At 56.7% G+C, this 16364-nt stretch carries 13 protein-coding genes; 5 read left to right on the forward strand and 8 right to left on the reverse strand.

Going from position 1 to position 16364, the window contains the following annotated elements:
* A partial coding sequence (locus tag RCH87_RS03065) for a Clp protease N-terminal domain-containing protein (RefSeq protein WP_306515286.1) occupies positions 1-1287 on the reverse strand: 1287 nt, incomplete at its 3' end.
* Positions 1288-1508: 221 nt separating this feature from the next.
* Positions 1509-2906, reverse strand: a complete 1398-nt coding sequence (locus tag RCH87_RS03070) for a sodium/glutamate symporter (protein ID WP_272731137.1) — start codon at positions 2904-2906, stop codon at positions 1509-1511.
* Between the two features lie 236 nt (positions 2907-3142).
* Between RCH87_RS03070 and RCH87_RS03075 the strand changes: the two genes are divergently transcribed.
* The 3 genes from RCH87_RS03075 to RCH87_RS03085 all read left to right on the forward strand — a co-directional run bounded on the left by RCH87_RS03075 (position 3143) and on the right by RCH87_RS03085 (position 7691).
* Positions 3143-4378 carry a hypothetical protein gene (locus RCH87_RS03075; RefSeq protein ID WP_051619366.1) on the forward strand — a complete coding sequence of 412 codons (1236 nt, stop codon included), beginning with the start codon at positions 3143-3145 and terminating at the stop codon, positions 4376-4378.
* Positions 4379-4938: 560 nt separating this feature from the next.
* Complete coding sequence (locus RCH87_RS03080; RefSeq protein ID WP_306515287.1) at positions 4939-6978, forward strand: hypothetical protein; 2040 nt, start codon at positions 4939-4941, stop codon at positions 6976-6978.
* Between the two features lie 68 nt (positions 6979-7046).
* Positions 7047-7691, forward strand: coding sequence for an ABC transporter ATP-binding protein (locus RCH87_RS03085; protein ID WP_306515288.1), 645 nt, complete (start codon positions 7047-7049; stop codon positions 7689-7691).
* Between the two features lie 4 nt (positions 7692-7695).
* On the opposite strand, the gene RCH87_RS03090 is transcribed toward RCH87_RS03085, so the two are convergent.
* Entirely contained in the window at positions 7696-8523 is an 828-nt protein-coding gene (locus RCH87_RS03090) for a carbon-nitrogen hydrolase family protein (protein WP_306515289.1), read from the reverse strand.
* Between the two features lie 112 nt (positions 8524-8635).
* On the opposite strand from RCH87_RS03090, the gene RCH87_RS03095 reads away from it, so the two are divergent.
* Together RCH87_RS03095 and RCH87_RS03100 are read left to right on the forward strand one after the other, a co-directional pair.
* Positions 8636-8968 (forward strand): hypothetical protein, encoded by a 333-nt coding sequence (locus RCH87_RS03095; protein ID WP_306515290.1) that lies wholly within the window; start codon positions 8636-8638, stop codon positions 8966-8968.
* A gap of 43 nt (positions 8969-9011) precedes the next feature.
* On the forward strand, positions 9012-10244 hold the full coding sequence (locus RCH87_RS03100) for an alpha/beta hydrolase (protein ID WP_306515291.1): 1233 nt from the start codon (positions 9012-9014) through the stop codon (positions 10242-10244).
* A gap of 20 nt (positions 10245-10264) precedes the next feature.
* Here RCH87_RS03100 and RCH87_RS03105 read toward each other — a convergent pair whose 3' ends face one another.
* From RCH87_RS03105 to dnaK, 5 genes are all read right to left on the reverse strand, one after another.
* Positions 10265-11779, reverse strand: coding sequence for an aldehyde dehydrogenase family protein (locus tag RCH87_RS03105; protein WP_306515292.1), 1515 nt, complete (start codon positions 11777-11779; stop codon positions 10265-10267).
* A 244-nt stretch (positions 11780-12023) separates the two neighbouring features.
* Positions 12024-12485 (reverse strand): heat shock protein transcriptional repressor HspR, encoded by a 462-nt coding sequence (locus RCH87_RS03110; protein ID WP_306515293.1) that lies wholly within the window; start codon positions 12483-12485, stop codon positions 12024-12026.
* Between the two features lie 30 nt (positions 12486-12515).
* Positions 12516-13709 (reverse strand): molecular chaperone DnaJ, encoded by a 1194-nt coding sequence (dnaJ, locus tag RCH87_RS03115; RefSeq protein ID WP_306515294.1) that lies wholly within the window; start codon positions 13707-13709, stop codon positions 12516-12518.
* 25 nt (positions 13710-13734) lie between these two features.
* Entirely contained in the window at positions 13735-14478 is a 744-nt protein-coding gene (grpE, locus tag RCH87_RS03120) for a nucleotide exchange factor GrpE (protein ID WP_306515295.1), read from the reverse strand.
* Positions 14479-16338: a molecular chaperone DnaK gene (dnaK, locus tag RCH87_RS03125; protein WP_306515296.1), complete on the reverse strand. Its 1860-nt coding sequence runs from the start codon at positions 16336-16338 to the stop codon at positions 14479-14481. It lies immediately after the preceding gene.
* Positions 16339-16364 lie beyond the last annotated feature (26 nt).

A 16364-nucleotide genomic window follows, 5' to 3' on the forward strand; every position in this document is an offset into this window, starting at 1 on the left:
CAGCTCTTCGATCTCCATGCGGCGAACGATGCGCTCGAGCTCGTCGATTTCCTGCGGGGAGGAATCGATCTCCATGCGCAACCGGGAGCCGGCTTCGTCGACAAGGTCAATGGCCTTATCCGGCAGGAAGCGGTTGGTGATGTAGCGGTTGGAGAGCTCGGCTGCTTGCACCAGCGCGGAATCCTGGATGCGCACGCCGTGGTGGACTTCGTAGCGCTCTTTCAGCCCACGCAGGATGCCGATGGTGTCTTCCACCGAGGGCTCACCAACGTAGGTTTGCTGGAAGCGGCGCTCGAGCGCGGCATCCTTTTCGATGTACTTGCGGTATTCATCCAGCGTGGTCGCACCAACCAGGCGCAGCTCACCGCGGGCCAGCATCGGTTTGATCATGTTGCCGGCATCCATCGAGCCTTCACCGGTGGCACCTGCGCCGACCAGGGTGTGCAGCTCATCAATGAACGTGATGATCTCGCCTTCGGAAGACTTGATCTCGTCCAACACAGCCTTGAGCCGCTCTTCGAATTCACCGCGGTATTTCGCACCGGCGACCATCGAACCGAGATCCAGCGATATTAGCCGCTTGCCTTTCAGCGATTCTGGCACGTCACCACCGACGATGCGGCGAGCCAGGCCTTCCACGATGGAGGTCTTGCCGACGCCCGGCTCACCGATAAGCACCGGATTGTTTTTGGTGCGGCGCGAAAGCACCTGCACGACGCGGCGAATTTCCGAATCGCGCCCAATGACGGGGTCGATCTTGCCTTCGCGGGCCTGCGCGGTCAGATCGGTGGAGTATTTCTCCAGTGCTTGGAAGGAGTCCTCCGGGTTTTCCGTAGTCACCTTCGCGGCGCCGCGCACGGCGGGAAATGCGCCTTTGATCGCATCATAGGTGGCGCCCCGGGAAGTTAGCAGCTGCGCGGCATCAGTTTTGGAGGCCGCAATCGCTGCCAGCAGTACTTCGGTGGAGACGTATTCGTCGCCAAGCTCACCGGCCAATTCTTGGGCTTTGGTGAGAACGTTCAGCCCATCGCGGTTGAAGTTCGGCTTCACAACGCCCGCGCCTTCGGCTTTGGGGTAGCCCTCTACTATTTCGGTGGCTTCTTTGCGCACCGTATCGGGGTCTACTCCGGTGGCCTTCAACACCGGGGTGGCGATGCCTTCTTCTTGGCTGAGGATCGCCTGCAGCAGGTGGGCCGGGCGAATGTCCGGGTTGCCTGCCGCCGAGGCGGTTTGCAGCGCGAATTGTAGGGCTTCTTGGGTTTTTGTCGTGGGGTTAAAAGAACTCATGGTGTGTCATATCCTCCCTGTTCTTCCCTGCTTTCGTCACCGTTATTGTGACACCGTTTCAGGGGTTTCATTGGGTATAACACACCATGAGTTGAGTCTATTCCACTCAAGTTAGAGTTTTGTGGAATTTTTTATGGGAAAATTGAGCATCATCCACTCAAGTCTGGCAACGATACCCACGCGGGGTAGTCACCCGGACGCGGCGGTCGTGTGTGCCCAGCCTAGACCTTGCCCTGCATCGCAGGATCCGGCCCGTTGCCGTTGACATCGACCACTCCCTTAGCCATGATCGCGCCGCGCACCGGCATCCAGCCACCAAACTTGGCGGTCAGATACACCGCAATAGCAATCGCCAGCGCCAACCAACCCAGCCCGGCAGTCATTCCATAAATCACCGCCAGCGGTGCAAGCACCGTCATGCCAATCTCAAATGGGCCGAAGCCCACATAAGCCACGCCGTATTCGGATAGGGTGCCGGACTTCAGCTTCGGATCGACGATCTTCAGGATCGCGATACCCGTTGCCACCGTCGCGGTAGCCCAACCCCAACCAAAGATGCCGCGTTCCAGCCAGGCAGCGCCGAAGAATTCCGACGGGAACCACAGCAAGAAGAAAGTACAGAAAACAGTACCCAGCACGAACAGCAGCAACAGCGCTTGCCAGTAAGAAGCCACGGCAGCGGGAACAATCGCCGCAATACCGAAGGCAATCAGGTAGTCCGTCGACGCACCAGAAACCGAAGACACGGTGTCTTTGTCCAAGTATTCTCCGGCACCAATACCGTTCATGACCGCACGGAAAATCAGGCCCACCACCAGCGACATCGCGAACAGTGGGATGGAGACGTTTTCCCACAGTCCCTTGATACCGGCGTTGATGCCGTAGGCGGTCAGCACCGTCAACATGATAAAGCCCAGGTGCAGTGCGAGTGGCTCGATCGCCGATGGGTTGGTAGAGGCGCGACCAATCGATGGGCGCTCGCTAAGGTTTTTGATGTAGCCGCGACGCAGTTCTTCAGGTAGCTCACCAGGAAGCTGGGAAACTTTATTCCGGCGGATACCCCAGTTACCAGCGATCACACCACCGATAATCGCAGCCAAGGTGCCCACGGTGGCGGAGGTAAAGCCCAGTGACGAAGCCTCGGCCGCACCCACACCTTCCAGCGCGCCACCGACGGCCGCTGCGGTACCGAAACCACCGGTGAAACCAACCGGCAGCATCATGCCAAACCAGTCCGGAGTATCAAATACCGGCGCAAACAGGTACACGCCCAGCACGACGAACAGGCCCCACTGCGCGGTGAACATGAACGTCGAATAGGCCCACATATTGCGCGCACCCTTGCGCACGGAGCCACCTAGTTCCATGGAATACGCCATGGAGGCAAACACCACGGCGATCAGAATGGAGGTATAGCTGCCCAGGTTCTCGGAAAAACCGACGACGTTGAGCACGTTCGGGCCCAGAAGTAAACCAAGCAGACCAGCGGTAACTGGTGCTGGCAGGAGCAAGTCCTGGAAGAAGAATTTGACGCGGTGGCGCAATACGTTGCCGATAATCATCAGCAACGAAATAAAGCCAACGTCAAGCATGAGATCGTAAGCGGAAAAGCCTTCCATGAAACACCTGCCTTTACAGAGTGAGAGTGAACGAGATCCTGCGGCTCTTGCCTTTCCGGCAAGACAGCATGTGATCTAGACGAAGCCGCGCCTGATACTGCGATCAAAACACAGCGACAGAACGAACTGATCATAGTACCCGCACCATAAATGCGCTACCCCACCCTCCACTGGCGTCTTTCGGCAGTACACAGGAGTTTTCTAGTCGTATTTTCCAGCCACGATATTGTGGAGGCATGACTATCCGGGATCTCGCCAGCCTCGCCACGCACCTGCGCGCCCACCCTGCGACGTTCCGGGATGCGGTGCACCGCCATTTTTTCGCGGCTCTTCCCGACGCCCGCCAGTCCTTCCCCATGGATGCTTCGCAGGCCCACCGCGGGCTCGCCGAGTCTTTCGCCGCAGCCTTCGATGCCCCGGACCTCGATGAGTATTTCGCTGACCTGGGCCGCTCGCACCGTCGGCACGGCTTCCCACCGGATACCTACCCTATTTTCGCCACCGCCACCCGCCAGGCTTTAGCAGAAATCGATCTTGCCGACGACGTGCTGCAGCAGGCCGGTGCGCTTGTCGACGACATCGTCGAGTGCATGTCCGCTGCTGCGCACGAGGCGGATGTGGCGGGGATTCCGCCTGCGCACATGGGGCAGGTGGTCGATGTCGAGCGCGTTGATGCCCATACCCGCATCGTGCGCCTGGAATGTGGTCTGCCGGTTGATTATGAGCCCGGGCAGTATTTTTCTGTAGCTACCACGCTGATGCCGGGTGTATGGCGCACTTTGGCGGCTGCCCGCCCTGCTGATGGCTGCGGCACACTGGAATTTCACGTTCGCGATGTCTCGCTGCTTCCTGGCGCGTCGGGGTATTCGCGGAGGTTTATGATGACGCGCCCCGGAGATCAGTGGACACTGGGCAACCCGGCTGGCCAGCTAGAGCTGGATCCGCATCGTGAAAGCCTCGTCATTGCTTTTGGGACCGCGGTGGCTACCCTGCGCTGTTTATTATTCGCTGCTTTTGATGCCCACGGCGAGCAGCATGCCCCGGTGCAAGCGCTGGTGATTAATGATTTTCCCGGCCAGCATTATGAGATGGCCACGCTTAACAGCCTGGATAATCTCACGCCGTGGTTGGATGTGCATGCTTTTACCCGTCATGATGCTGACCCGCATTGGTTGAAACCGCAGCGCGAGCGTCAACGTGAGTTGCGGCAAGCCCTTGCCGACGGCACCGGCCCCGAGGCATCACACGCATCTGCCAGCTTGTCGGTGGACAAGGACCCGGAGGCTACGATCGCTCATTACCGTGACTGGTCCAACCACGATGTGCTGGTCTTAGGGCCAGAAGCAGAGGTTGACGGCATGTTGGCAGCTTTCGCTGCTGCTGGGTTGGATCCAGCTACCGTGCAGACCCAAAGCTGGGGCCGCACGGGTGTGGATACCTCATCGGTTCCGGGTGCACAAAGCAAAGGTTAGTCACCGTGTTTGCGCTGCCATCGACGCAGACGCCATATCTGTATAGGCAGATAAATGAAATAATAGACAACAACCGAAGCCGTGAAATAAAAAGGAAATTCAGACCAATCAATTTCCTCCCAGGGCACAGGCTCTACATTCTCCGCACGATGCCGATAACCAGTCAGACTCGTATAAATAAAATAAAATAACAAAGACGATGGAACCAGCACCACAGAAACCCATTTGGGTGGCACACGCGGTTTCGGATGCGACCACTTCATTACTCACCGTCCAGTATCGTCTCATCGATAACAAAGCAGGTTAAAGATGCTCAGCTACAGTACAGGAGCCAGCATATAGCGCAAGTCGAGCAGCTAAAAATATCTCACTAAATCAATATAAACTTAGGCTTACTTAATCGAATATAACCTAGTATCATAAACCCTGTCGATATTCGACACCATCGGACCACAAAAGGGAATTCGCATGGGATCTTTTAGGCGCATTCTGAAACCCCTATTCACAGCGATGCGAACAGCAATAGCTCACAAGTTCCCTGACTCACCAAAGATGACTACATGAAACCACAATTCAATTTGTTGTCGTTAAGCTTAAGCTTCGCTTTGCTGCTTAGTCCGATCGCCGCATTTTCCGCAACGAGCTTTCTGGACGATAGACTGCTGCCATTCAACGAAGCCGCTGTGGTCATCGACGGTGCCTCTGGGCTTCCCATCGCCGCTGACTTTCGCAATGACCTACACAACTTCGTCGACGAGCATGACGCAACAATCGCCTTTGATGTCGTCGATGGTGATCTCGCTGCAGAACACACTCATTTAGCTATTGCCACAGGTAGTGATGCACCCGACAACCAGGTTGCACAATGGTTAGCGGGAACGAGAAATCCGCAGCCCTTTGATCCACAAAAAACCAGAACCATTACCAGTTTTTCTCGCCTGAATAGCGATGACGTTCGCGGAATTTATTACCTCAATGGACCACCAGATATCAAAGAGAAATTTGCAGATCTAGCACACGAACACGGATACACTACCGTGCCAACGGATGATGGTTCATTGTTGGCAACAATTCCAACCCCGGTGAAACTGACGGCCGTAATCATTGGCTTATTGACTTTTATCCTTGCCGGGCTGCATGTCATTCTCGGCAGTCGCCGTTATGCAATCCACAATGTGCACGGGTTACCGCACAGCTTCAGCATTTTCGGTGATTGGCGCTCCAGCGTCCCCGCGATAGCTGGCACCGCCGTGGTGGTTAGTGCTGGCACCACCTTCTTCCTTCACGGCTACAATGGCTTCGCACAATGGCAGCTCTATTCCGCAAACGTGTTTATCTTCGCAGGCATGGGAGTTTTCTGTGCTGTAACAGGTTATGTTGCAGCATTTGTCGTCATCACACGCACCAACGTTCTTGGTGCGCTCAAGGGCAACCTTGTTTCCCGCCCACTGTCTTTTTCCGCCCATGGCATTCGCATCGTCGCACTGTTTTTTGGCTTAGCGTCAATCGCATCACTTGTCATGTTTATCCAGGAAGCCAACCGTCATGCGGAATATTCTGAGGAATGGGCCAAGCGTAGCGATGTATTCAGCACTTTAGTATCCGGCGGAATTGGCGATGATATGAAGCAATTGGGGCCCGAATTACGCAGGCTCGATCACCAGCAAAAACTACTATTCATCAATAGCTTCTGGCAGTCTTCGTTAGAATTTTCCACAACCGGTCGGATACTGGTGAACCAGGAGTTCGCGCGACAAGAAATCCCGATTTCTGAGGAAGTACTTTCCGATGCTGCCAAGAAAAATGAAACTATTATTTATCTTCCCGCAGCAGCTGATGCAGCAGTAGTGACAGAAATTCGCGAAGGTCTCGCCGGGGAAGCAGAATTCGCAGAGAACACCGACTACGATCCTGTACAACACACCAGGGTCGAATACCATAGCCAACCATTTACGGTTTTTGATTATTTCAATCCTAGCGGTTCGCTGACTAAGTCTCCATTGCTGCATTCACCAGAACTCGTAATTTTGCCTCCTGGCTTGCAGCCGCTCAGCGACCACAACATCAGTGCAACTCTCACCCGAACCGAAATTCTATTCACTGACCACGGTGCCGTAGAACAATTACGCAATGAATCTCCTGCCGGAAAGTACGTCTTAGCCAGCCGCCCCATGATTGATTATTGGGGGAAGTCCAACAAGTCGCTATATTCTGATCTGCGCAACACGACTTTTTCCACACTGGTGGCGATATTCATTATCATCATTGCCGCAATTTCTAGCACCGTGCTGTTTTTCAACCGCCGCCACCACCAACTCCGGGTTTATGAGATTCTGGGCTATCCCGTAGTACGAAAATTCCGCGGGTTAATTATCACAGAACTTCTCTATGTGTTCGCCATTGCTATCTGGCTAATTCACAGGTATTTCTCGTACCAAGATTATCTAGCCATCAATACTCCGATGAGCTGGATATTACGTTTGGAAGCACCGTCGATTTTTACTGCCCTATCCGTTTTTGCCATTCCCGTTTGCACCACACTTACTGTATTTTTCACCATCATTGCACGTGAACGTGCCCAAATCCGCCACCGCACGTAATGCCTAGCTAATGCCGCGCTGATGCCGAGCTACCACCTCAAAGCCTGCTACCAGAAAAGAAATCGCCCATGCTTGAAATCAAAAATGCGAATAAAAGTTTCGGCCCGAAAGATCTATTCCGTCATTTCACTGCCACAGCTGCTACTGGACGTATCACCGCTCTAACAGGAATTTCCGGGTCTGGAAAATCCACTCTGCTTAATTGCATAGGTGGACTCGATACTCTGGACTCTGGCTCTATCGAATTTGCAGGCACCGCCATCACCGGACTGTCGAAAAGCAAACTTCGAGCCTTGCGACGGAATACCATCGGTTATTTATTCCAGGATTACGCCCTCATCCCAGAACAAACCGTACGCAGCAATCTTATTCTCGCACTTCCGCGCGACCAGCGAACTCTGCTGGGCAGTGCTAGAAAGCCGGGGCTGCGCGCTATCGACGCAACCTTAACCACGGTAGGCCTCGAAGGTTATGCGTCTCGGGAAGTATACTCATTATCCGGTGGTGAACAGCAGCGCGTCGCTGTTGCCAGGTTGCTGTTGCGCACCCCCTCGCTCATTCTTGCCGACGAACCCACCGGTGCTTTAGACGCTGCCAACCGCGACGTCGTGCTCAAGCATCTTCGCACTCTTGCCGACGACGGCGCGACCGTACTCATCTCCACGCATGATCCCGCCGTCACCGAATTCAGTGACGCAGAAATACGGCTCTAACTGGCTATAGCTCACGCGTGCCACGCAGCACCGGTAGTGCTTTCCGGGCTTTCGCTATTTCGCCAGCAATATCGTCGAGCTCCACATACAAGATCTCGTCGTCGTAACCAGCTTCGGCTAATAACTCGCCAGTAGGGCTCAGCACCCGCGAATGCCCCAGCCCTGTCGGGCCGGATTTTTCCCCGCCCTTGTCTGCACCACCGGGGCGGGCTTGACCAGCCGCCAGTAGATACACCGTGGCATCGAGTGCCCGGGCGCTCGTCAACACCCGCCATTGCTCCAGCTTGCCCGGGCCATCCGCCCAGCTAGTAGGCAGCACAACAAGCTGTGCACCATCATCGGCCATCTTTTTAAATTGCTCCGGGAATCGCACATCGTAGCAGGTCGCCACACCAACTTTGTGTCCGGCAACATCAACCACCACGGTGCTCTCCCCCGGGTGCACGGTATCGGATTCGCGGTAGGCGAAAGCATCGAAGGTGTGGATCTTGTCATAAAACTCGCTGCTCCCTCCGCCGGTAATGAGGGCGGAGTTGTACACGCGGTTGATGGTTTTCCCGTCGACCTCCACCGTATCGGCGGGACGGAACATGCCGACGACGATGGTCACGCCGCGTTCGTCGGCAAGCGTGGTGATTTCTTCTGCGAAATGCTCGGCGTATTCGTTGGCGTTGCCGTCCAGGCGCCCGGAGTCGAAGGCTTGAAACGTCGCTTCCGGCAGCACAATGAGTTGCGCATCGTGGTCTGCGGCCTCGGTAATTTTATCTTTGGCCAGTGCCAAGTTGGCTTCCACGTCGGGTCCAGAGGTCAGCTGTACTAGTGCGATCTTCATGATGCCAGTCTAATCGCGCACCACCGCGCTGTGTTGTGGATAACTCTATTTATCCACAGGGCGGGTTGAGCAACGTTAGCCGACAGCGACGCCGACGAGCACACTGAGCCACATGAATTTTTTGCGATTAACCGATACCGCCCTCGATCTGCTCGCCGACCATGCCCGCCACCGCTTCGCCTCGCACCTTGCTGCGGGTACAGGCTCTGCACGATCCACCCCGACGCTTACCGCACTGCGCAACGCCGAAGGCAGTTGGCATGACGCGGCCATCGAAATTGATGAACAGCTCAAAGCCCACCTGCTAGAGGTACGGAATACCTTCTGCGGGGTGGCCGACAACGATGATGCGATGGCACACCACCTGCAGCGCATGCTGTCTGCCGACGATGCTGGCGTCGGCACCAGTACAGCACCAGTACAGCACGCCGATAGCTCGCGATAACAGCGCGCAGCCAACACTTCAGGAATGAAAGGAAATAGCGCTGGTGTACTCACAAAATACAACCACCTCGCAAGAAATGTTCGCAGCTGCCGACGGCATCCGCAGCCGCGCGAGTGCGCTCGAAGCTGATCAGCAGCAATTTTCTGGTTCGCTCGCCAGCATGGTGGGGCTGGATTTCGATGGTGCTGCCGCCCAGTCAGGCATCTCCCGCGCGCATGAGATCATCGAATCCATCACCACGGCCACACAAGCGATGCACATAGTCGCAGGCATCGTGGAATCCTTCGCGGGCCAAATGGAATGGGCGGAACGACTAGAACGAATCGCCACGGCTGCAGTTAATGCGACACCCGCGGGTCCAGTGCTCTCGCACGCGTTACGGGCTATCCAGCTGATCGGAAAAAGCATTGATGCCGCGTGTGCCCTATCCATCGAGGCTGCTTGCTTTGGTTCACAGCATCTGCCGCATCGTTTCGGCGATTTTATGCCTTCGGCTCTCGGTGGCCCGCACCCCGACGGCGCGATAGATCTCAGCATCGACGATATCCACACCGTCCAGGCGTGCCGCGCACCAGATCCCCTGCTGGCGCAGACGGTCGATCACCCAGATCTACGCCTGCTAGAAGTCACGGACAAACATTGGGCTGGAATGGTGGGCCCACCGCCGGAAGATACCGATAACCTGGTGGTTTTCGTTCCCGGCGTGGGATCAGATGGCAACGACAGCATCGGTGGACAGATCGATCGCGCCCGCACCCAGGCCGCGGCGATGGGCGGAACCGGGCTGATTTATGGCTATGATGCTCCGGACCGGCTACTCAGCGGCACTTCCTCGGGTGCAGCACACACCGCTGGGCCGCAGCTGCGGGAGTTTCTTGCCGACGTCGACCAGCGCTACCCCAACCACCACGTCACGGTCGTCGGCTATTCCTATGGATCAGTAGTCGTCGGCAACGCAGCTAGCGGGCAGGCACCGATGCGTGCCGACGACGTGTTATTCGTGGGATCGCCGGGCACGGGCCTGACTAGCACAGACGAGTTGAACCTGCGGGGTGATAATCCACAGGTTCATGCTGCCCGGCGCGCCCTGGATCCGGTCAGCGGGATGGCTTATTCCAACGGCGGGCTATTTGGGGTAAACCCGGCCGCACCCACCTTTGGTGCCCACCCCTGGCCGGGAGACGGGATGCGCGATCACAGTGGGTTTTTCGATGATGAAGCCTATCTCGACGGTTTTGCAGAGCTTGCCCGCCGCAGGGGCTTGGCAGGGCCTTAACCAAGCCGCAGTAGCCAGGTTTAGAACAGGCCGACTGGGTTTTCCGCATAAGAAACCAGCACGTTTTTGGTTTCTTGGTAGTGCCCGAGCATCATCAGGTGATTTTCCCGGCCCAAACCAGACTGCTTATAGCCGCCGAATGCCGAGTGCGCTGGGTAGTTGTGGTACTGGTTTACCCACACACGACCGGCTTGGATATCACGTCCGGCACGGTAGGCAATATTGCCGTTGCGCGTCCACACACCACTGCCCAGGCCGAAGTCGGTGTCGTTGGAGATCCTGATGGCTTCGTCGTAGTCCTTGAACGTGGCCACGGACAGCACCGGCCCGAAGATTTCTTCGCGGAAAATCTTCATATCGTTGGTGCCTTTGAACACGGTTGGTTCAATGTAGAAGCCGCCGCCGATGACTTCGTTGACGTTGCCACCGATCAGGGTTTCTGCGCCTTCTTCTGGTCCGGACTTCAGATAAGAAACAATCTTGTCCATCTGTTCCTGGGATGCCTGGGCGCCCATCATAGTCTCGGTATCCAGTGGGTTGCCGATCTTGATCTGCTTGACCCGCTCAAGTGCACGTTCCAGGAATGCATCGGCAATGTCTTCGTGGATCAATGCGCGCGATGGACAGGTACACACCTCGCCTTGGTTGAGCGCGAACATGGTAAACCCTTCGAGGCATTTGTCTAGGAATTCATCGTCTTTGTCCATGATGTCTGGGAAGAACACCGACGGAGACTTTCCGCCGAGTTCCAGGGTGACTGGGATGATTTTTTCTGCCGAAGCCTTGTTGATCATCTTGCCGACGGGTGTGGAACCCGTAAACGCGATCTTCGCGATGCGATCCGACGACGTCAACGCCACACCGGCTTCGTCGCCGAGTCCGTTGACGATGTTGAGCACACCAGGTGGCAGCAGATCCGCGATCTTTTCCACCAAGTACAGGATAGAAACTGGGGTTTGTTCTGCGGGTTTCAAGACGATGGTGTTACCGCTGGCCAACGCCGGGGCCAGCTTCCAGGCTGCCATCAGGATTGGGAAGTTCCACGGAATGATCTGGCCGACGACACCGAGTGGCTCGTGGAAGTGATACGCGACGGTATCATCGTCGATCTGTGAAAGTCGGCCTTCTTGGGTGCGGATAGCAGAGGCAAAGTAACGGAAGTGATCTACGGCCAGCGGGAGATCCGCTGCTAGGGTTTCGCGTACAGCCTTACCGTTTTCCCAGGTCTCTGCTACCGCGAGTTCTTCCAGATTGTCCTCAATACGCTGGGCAATCTGCAGCAAAATATTGGAGCGCTCTGCCGCTGAAGTTTTCCCCCAGGCTGGTGCTGCCTTGTGCGCGGCATCCAATGCGCGTTCGATGTCTGCTTTGGTACCGCGGCCGAATTCACAAAAAACTTTGCCGTTGACCGGTGAGATATTTTCCAGATATTGGCCTTCTGCGGGCGCTACCCATTCGCCACCAATGAAATGGTCATAGCGCTTTTTGAAGTCGACGATGGAGCCTTCTTCGCCTGGGTTTGCGTACACGGTCATGAGGTTGACACCTTTCTTCCAGATGGTGCAGCCGTTGCAGCTAATGAGCAGTCTATTGCACATTCACCCCGCGCATTATGAACGCGGTCACAACGGCGTGCCGATGTACTACGACATCATAGCGTGATCTGGAGCACAAAGAAAGGTTTTGCAGAATAAAATATCCCCGCAGAAACCAATGGGATTCATCAGCTTCTGCGGGGATATCAGCGACAACCGGTTTTACGGGACGACGCTAGTCGGATTAATTCCGGCGTCCACGTCCACGGCGCGACGAGCGCGGCTCCCACATCACCACGGCCGAAGACCGCGGGACGTGCACCAATTCGCCTTTGCGTGCATTTGCAGGCGCACGGTTAGACGCGGACGCAGAGCGAAGTTTGCCGCGTAGCTCTTCAACCTCGGCCGCCAACGCGTCACGCTCTTCGGCGAGCGCGTCACGTTGTTCCGTCAACTCGATGATGGCCTTGATTCCAGCGAGATTAACGCCTTCATCTTGCGACAATTGCTGGATCTTGCGCAGCATCGCAATATCGCGCTGCGAATAACGACGCCCACCACCACGGGTGCGTGCCGGTGTCACCAGCCCCATCCGGTCATACGTACGCAGGGTTTGCGCGTGCATACCAGATAGTTCAGCAGCCACGGAGATAACGAAGACCTCGCGGTATTCTTCACGAAATTCTTCTTGCGAATCGTTCGCCATGGTTTTGTCACCTCCTGTGGTTGCTTGTCGTTATTTATTCGGGTTACCGGCCCAACCTGCGCGGGCATCGAAACCGGAATCTTTTTCTGCCTGCGCATAGGTGCGCAAGCTAGACTTCGCGGCATCATCCAACAACGTTGGCACCGTCACCTGTACTTTCACGTGCAAATCACCGTGTTTTCCTGAGGATTTCGGTATGCCGCGCCCGCGAACCCGCAGGGTGCGGCCGTCAGCAGTACCTGCCGGGATTTTCACCCGGACCGGGGCATCCAGGGTCGGCACCGTGATCGTGTCACCGAGCGCCAGCTCCGCAAAGGATACCGGCACCGTGATCAGCAGGTCATCGCCTTCCCGAGAAAAGACCTTGTCTTCGCGCACGCTAACGGACACAAACAGGTCTCCGGATGGCTTGCCCTGCGGCCCGGCCTCACCTTGGCCTGCCAGGCGGACTTTTTGCCCGTCGACGACACCGGCCGGGATCCGCACGGTAATCGAACGAGTTCGGTTCACGGTTCCGCTTCCCGAGCAAGTCTCACAGGGGTCCGGGATCTTCGAACCAGTGCCGTCGCAATCCGAGCAAGGTTGGGAAAAGCCAAAGGCTCCGCGGTTTTCGCTGGTATAGCCACTGCCATTGCAACGACCACAGGTGGCCTGCTTCCCGGATTTCGATCCGGAGCCGTGGCAGGTGGTGCACGGCGCGTTGCCGCGCAACTCTAGCGGGATCGTCGTGCCTTTCGCAGCCTCTCGAAAGTCGAGCGTAATGGAGGTTTCGACGTCGGCGCCTCGCGTCGGCCGAGCTTGGTGCCCACCAGCACCGCCGCGGTTAAAGAGGCCGCCGAAGATGTCACCCAGACCGCCGTCTTCAAATGCTCCTCCAAATCCGCCAGCCCCGGGCGCCCCGCCTTGCGAGAAGAACCCGTCTTGGCTTTGCGACGAGCGGCGAAACCCGCCGGGAAAGCCGGCGCCTCCAAACCTGCCGCCCCCAGAACGCAGCATCGCTTTGAACTCGTCGTATTCCTTGCGCTTCTTGTCGTCGCCAAGCACATCGTAGGCAGACGCGGCTGCCTTGAACTTGGCTAGTTTCTTCTCGTCGTCCGGGTTGGTATCTGGGTGGTTTTCCCGGGCGATTTTACGGTAGGCACGACGGATATCAGCTTTTGAGGCATCGGAGGAAACGCCTAGGTCCCCGTAATAATCCTTATCGGCCCATTCACTCTGGGACATGGTTCGTCCCCTCCTTCCTCATTGTTTACTGATTGTCGCCTTCTGGATCAGAGATGATCACCATGGCATTGCGTACCAGGCGGTCTCCGACCTTGTAGCCTTTGCGCAAGACAGTGCCGACGACTTGTTCACCACCGCTAGAAAGATCCTGCACGGCCTCGTGGATCTCTGGATCAAAAGCCTCGCCCGGTTCACCGAACGTGACCAGGTTTTGGCCTTTCAGCGTCTCCCGGAATTTGGATCCGAACTTCTCCAGTGCGGAGCCTTCTTCCAGGTCGCCGTGCTGTTTCGCTAATTCCAGATCATCCAAGATCGGGAGCAGTGCGGATAGTACCGAAGCCTTCGCGGATTCAGAAACGCTCTGGCGTTCCCGATCGCTGCGGCGGCGGTAGTTGGTGTACTCCGCGTTCAAGCGCTTCAGGTCATCGGTGCGCTCATCTAGCTCGCGCTGCAAAGCCTGTTCTGGGGTTTCTGCTTCCTCCGCAGATTCTGCCTCAGCGGCTTCATCAGCGACCGCATCGCGAGCAGCCGCGCCCTCAGCCTCTCCTTCGGGAGTGCTGACTGGCTGTTCTACTTCATCAACCTCGGGTTCCACAGCGACGTCGTCGGCAAGCCCTTCGGCACCGGCGCCACCGGATGGCTGGCCGGTTTCTCGCTGGGTCGCCTCAGCGGCATCCGCAGCGGCCTCGGCTTGTGCGGCAGAGGTGGCCTCTGGGTCCGTCACGTCCGGGGAACCGGGGTTATCCGGCATCTCGTCCCGGTTGGTCATTTACTTCTCACCCTTTGCTGCATCGTCAGAGTTGTCGGCGTCGTCTTCGTCAACAACTTCCGCATCCACAACATCGTCGTTGCCAGCCTGGCCGACATCGCCGTCAGCCTGTGCCTGTGCAGCCTCAGCCTCGTACATTGCCTGGCCCATCGCCTGGGATTCAGAAGACAGCTTCTCGACGGCGGACTTGATGGCCTCGATATCGTCGCCCTTCAAAGCCTCGTCGACAGCATCGGCGGCTTCGGTGACCTTGTTCTTGGTCTCTTCGTCGATCTTCTCGCCGTTCTCCTCGAGGAACTTGCGGGTCTGGTAAGCAGTGCTTTCCGCGTTGTTGCGGGTCTCCTGCTCTTCACGACGCTTCTTGTCTTCTTCAGCGTGCGCTTCGGCATCTTTCACCATCCGATCGATTTCTTCATCGGACAGACCGGATCCTTCCTGGATCTTGATGGTGTTTTCCTTGCCGGTGCCCTTGTCCTTTGCGGAAACGGACACGATACCGTTGGCGTCGATATCGAAGGTGACCTCGACCTGTGGAACACCACGTGGCGCTGGGGCGATGCCACCGAGCTCGAAGGAGCCCAGCAACTTGTTGTGCTGCGCCATCTCACGCTCACCCTGGAAGACCTGGATCTGTACAGAAGGCTGGTTGTCCTCCGCGGTGGTGAAGGTCTCGGACTTCTTGGTTGGGATGGTGGTGTTGCGTTCGATGAGCTTGGTCATCACGCCACCCTTGGTTTCGATACCCAGCGACAGCGGGGTGACATCCAACAGCAGGACGTCTTTGACATCACCGCGCAGAACACCTGCCTGCAGGGCAGCACCGGAAGCAACGACCTCATCTGGGTTAACGCCCTTGTTTGGCTCCTTGCCGGTCATTTCCTTAACCAGCTCAGCAACTGCTGGCATACGGGTGGAACCACCGACCAGAACGACGTGGTTGATGTCGCCAATGCCCAGGTCTGCGTCCTTGATGACCTGGTTGAATGGCTTCTTGGTGCGATCCAGCAGGTCTTGGGTGATGCGCTGGAATTCGGTGCGGGTCAGAGTCTCATCCAAGAACAGTGGGTTCTTGTCGCCATCAACAGTGATGTATGGCAGGTTGATCGATGCCTGCTGCGAAGAGGACAACTCGATCTTTGCCTTTTCTGCAGCCTCGCGCAGACGCTGCAAGGCCATTTTGTCCTTGGTCAGGTCAATACCGTTGGCCTGCTGGAATTTCTCTGCCAGCCAGTCGACGATGCGCTGATCCCAGTCATCGCCACCAAGGCTGTTGTCACCAGCGGTTGCAACAACTTCCACGACGCCGTCGCCGATTTCCAGCAGCGAAACGTCGAAGGTACCGCCACCAAGGTCGAAGACCAGGATGGTTTGTTCTTGCTCGCCCTTTTCCAGGCCATAAGCCAGCGCAGCTGCGGTTGGCTCGTTGACGATACGTAGGACGTTCAGGCCAGCGATCTGGCCAGCTTCCTTGGTTGCCTGACGCTGCGCGTCCTCGAAGTAAGCAGGAACAGTAATAACAGCGTCGGTGACATCTTCACCCAGGTAGGATTCCGCGTCGCGCTTCAGTTTCATCAGCGTGCGAGCCGAAATTTCCTGTGGGGTGTACTTCTTATCGTCAATATCGGTGGTCCAGTCAGTACCAATGTGGCGCTTGACCGAACGGATAGTGCGGTCAACGTTGGTAACCGCCTGGTTCTTTGCAGACTGACCAACCAGGATTTCGCCGTTCTTCGCGAAAGCAACAACGGATGGGGTGGTGCGAGCACCCTCCGAGTTAGCGATAACCTTCGCTTCGCCGCCCTCCAGGACGGAAACGACAGAGTTCGTGGTTCCGAGGTCAATACCTACTGCGCGTCCCATTCTTGATTCTCCTTCGTGCAACTTGT

This window comes from Corynebacterium sp. (assembly GCF_030826625.1).
Classification (GTDB): Bacteria; Actinomycetota; Actinomycetes; order Mycobacteriales; family Mycobacteriaceae; genus Corynebacterium.

Excerpts from the sequence above, each read along its gene's own strand:
- RCH87_RS03080 (WP_306515287.1), top strand. The coding sequence starts at position 4,939 with ATGAAACCACAATTCAATTTGTTGTCGTTAAGCTTAAGCTTCGCTTTG.
- RCH87_RS03090 (WP_306515289.1), bottom strand. The coding sequence starts at position 8,523 with ATGAAGATCGCACTAGTACAGCTGACCTCTGGACCCGACGTGGAAGCC.
- RCH87_RS03085 (WP_306515288.1), top strand. The coding sequence starts at position 7,047 with ATGCTTGAAATCAAAAATGCGAATAAAAGTTTCGGCCCGAAAGATCTA.
- RCH87_RS03070 (WP_272731137.1), bottom strand. The coding sequence starts at position 2,906 with ATGGAAGGCTTTTCCGCTTACGATCTCATGCTTGACGTTGGCTTTATT.
- grpE (WP_306515295.1), bottom strand. The coding sequence starts at position 14,478 with ATGACCAACCGGGACGAGATGCCGGATAACCCCGGTTCCCCGGACGTG.
- RCH87_RS03095 (WP_306515290.1), top strand. The coding sequence starts at position 8,636 with ATGAATTTTTTGCGATTAACCGATACCGCCCTCGATCTGCTCGCCGAC.
- RCH87_RS03105 (WP_306515292.1), bottom strand. The coding sequence starts at position 11,779 with ATGACCGTGTACGCAAACCCAGGCGAAGAAGGCTCCATCGTCGACTTC.
- dnaK (WP_306515296.1), bottom strand. The coding sequence starts at position 16,338 with ATGGGACGCGCAGTAGGTATTGACCTCGGAACCACGAACTCTGTCGTT.
- dnaJ (WP_306515294.1), bottom strand. The coding sequence starts at position 13,709 with ATGTCCCAGAGTGAATGGGCCGATAAGGATTATTACGGGGACCTAGGC.
- RCH87_RS03075 (WP_051619366.1), top strand. The coding sequence starts at position 3,143 with ATGACTATCCGGGATCTCGCCAGCCTCGCCACGCACCTGCGCGCCCAC.
- RCH87_RS03110 (WP_306515293.1), bottom strand. The coding sequence starts at position 12,485 with ATGGCGAACGATTCGCAAGAAGAATTTCGTGAAGAATACCGCGAGGTC.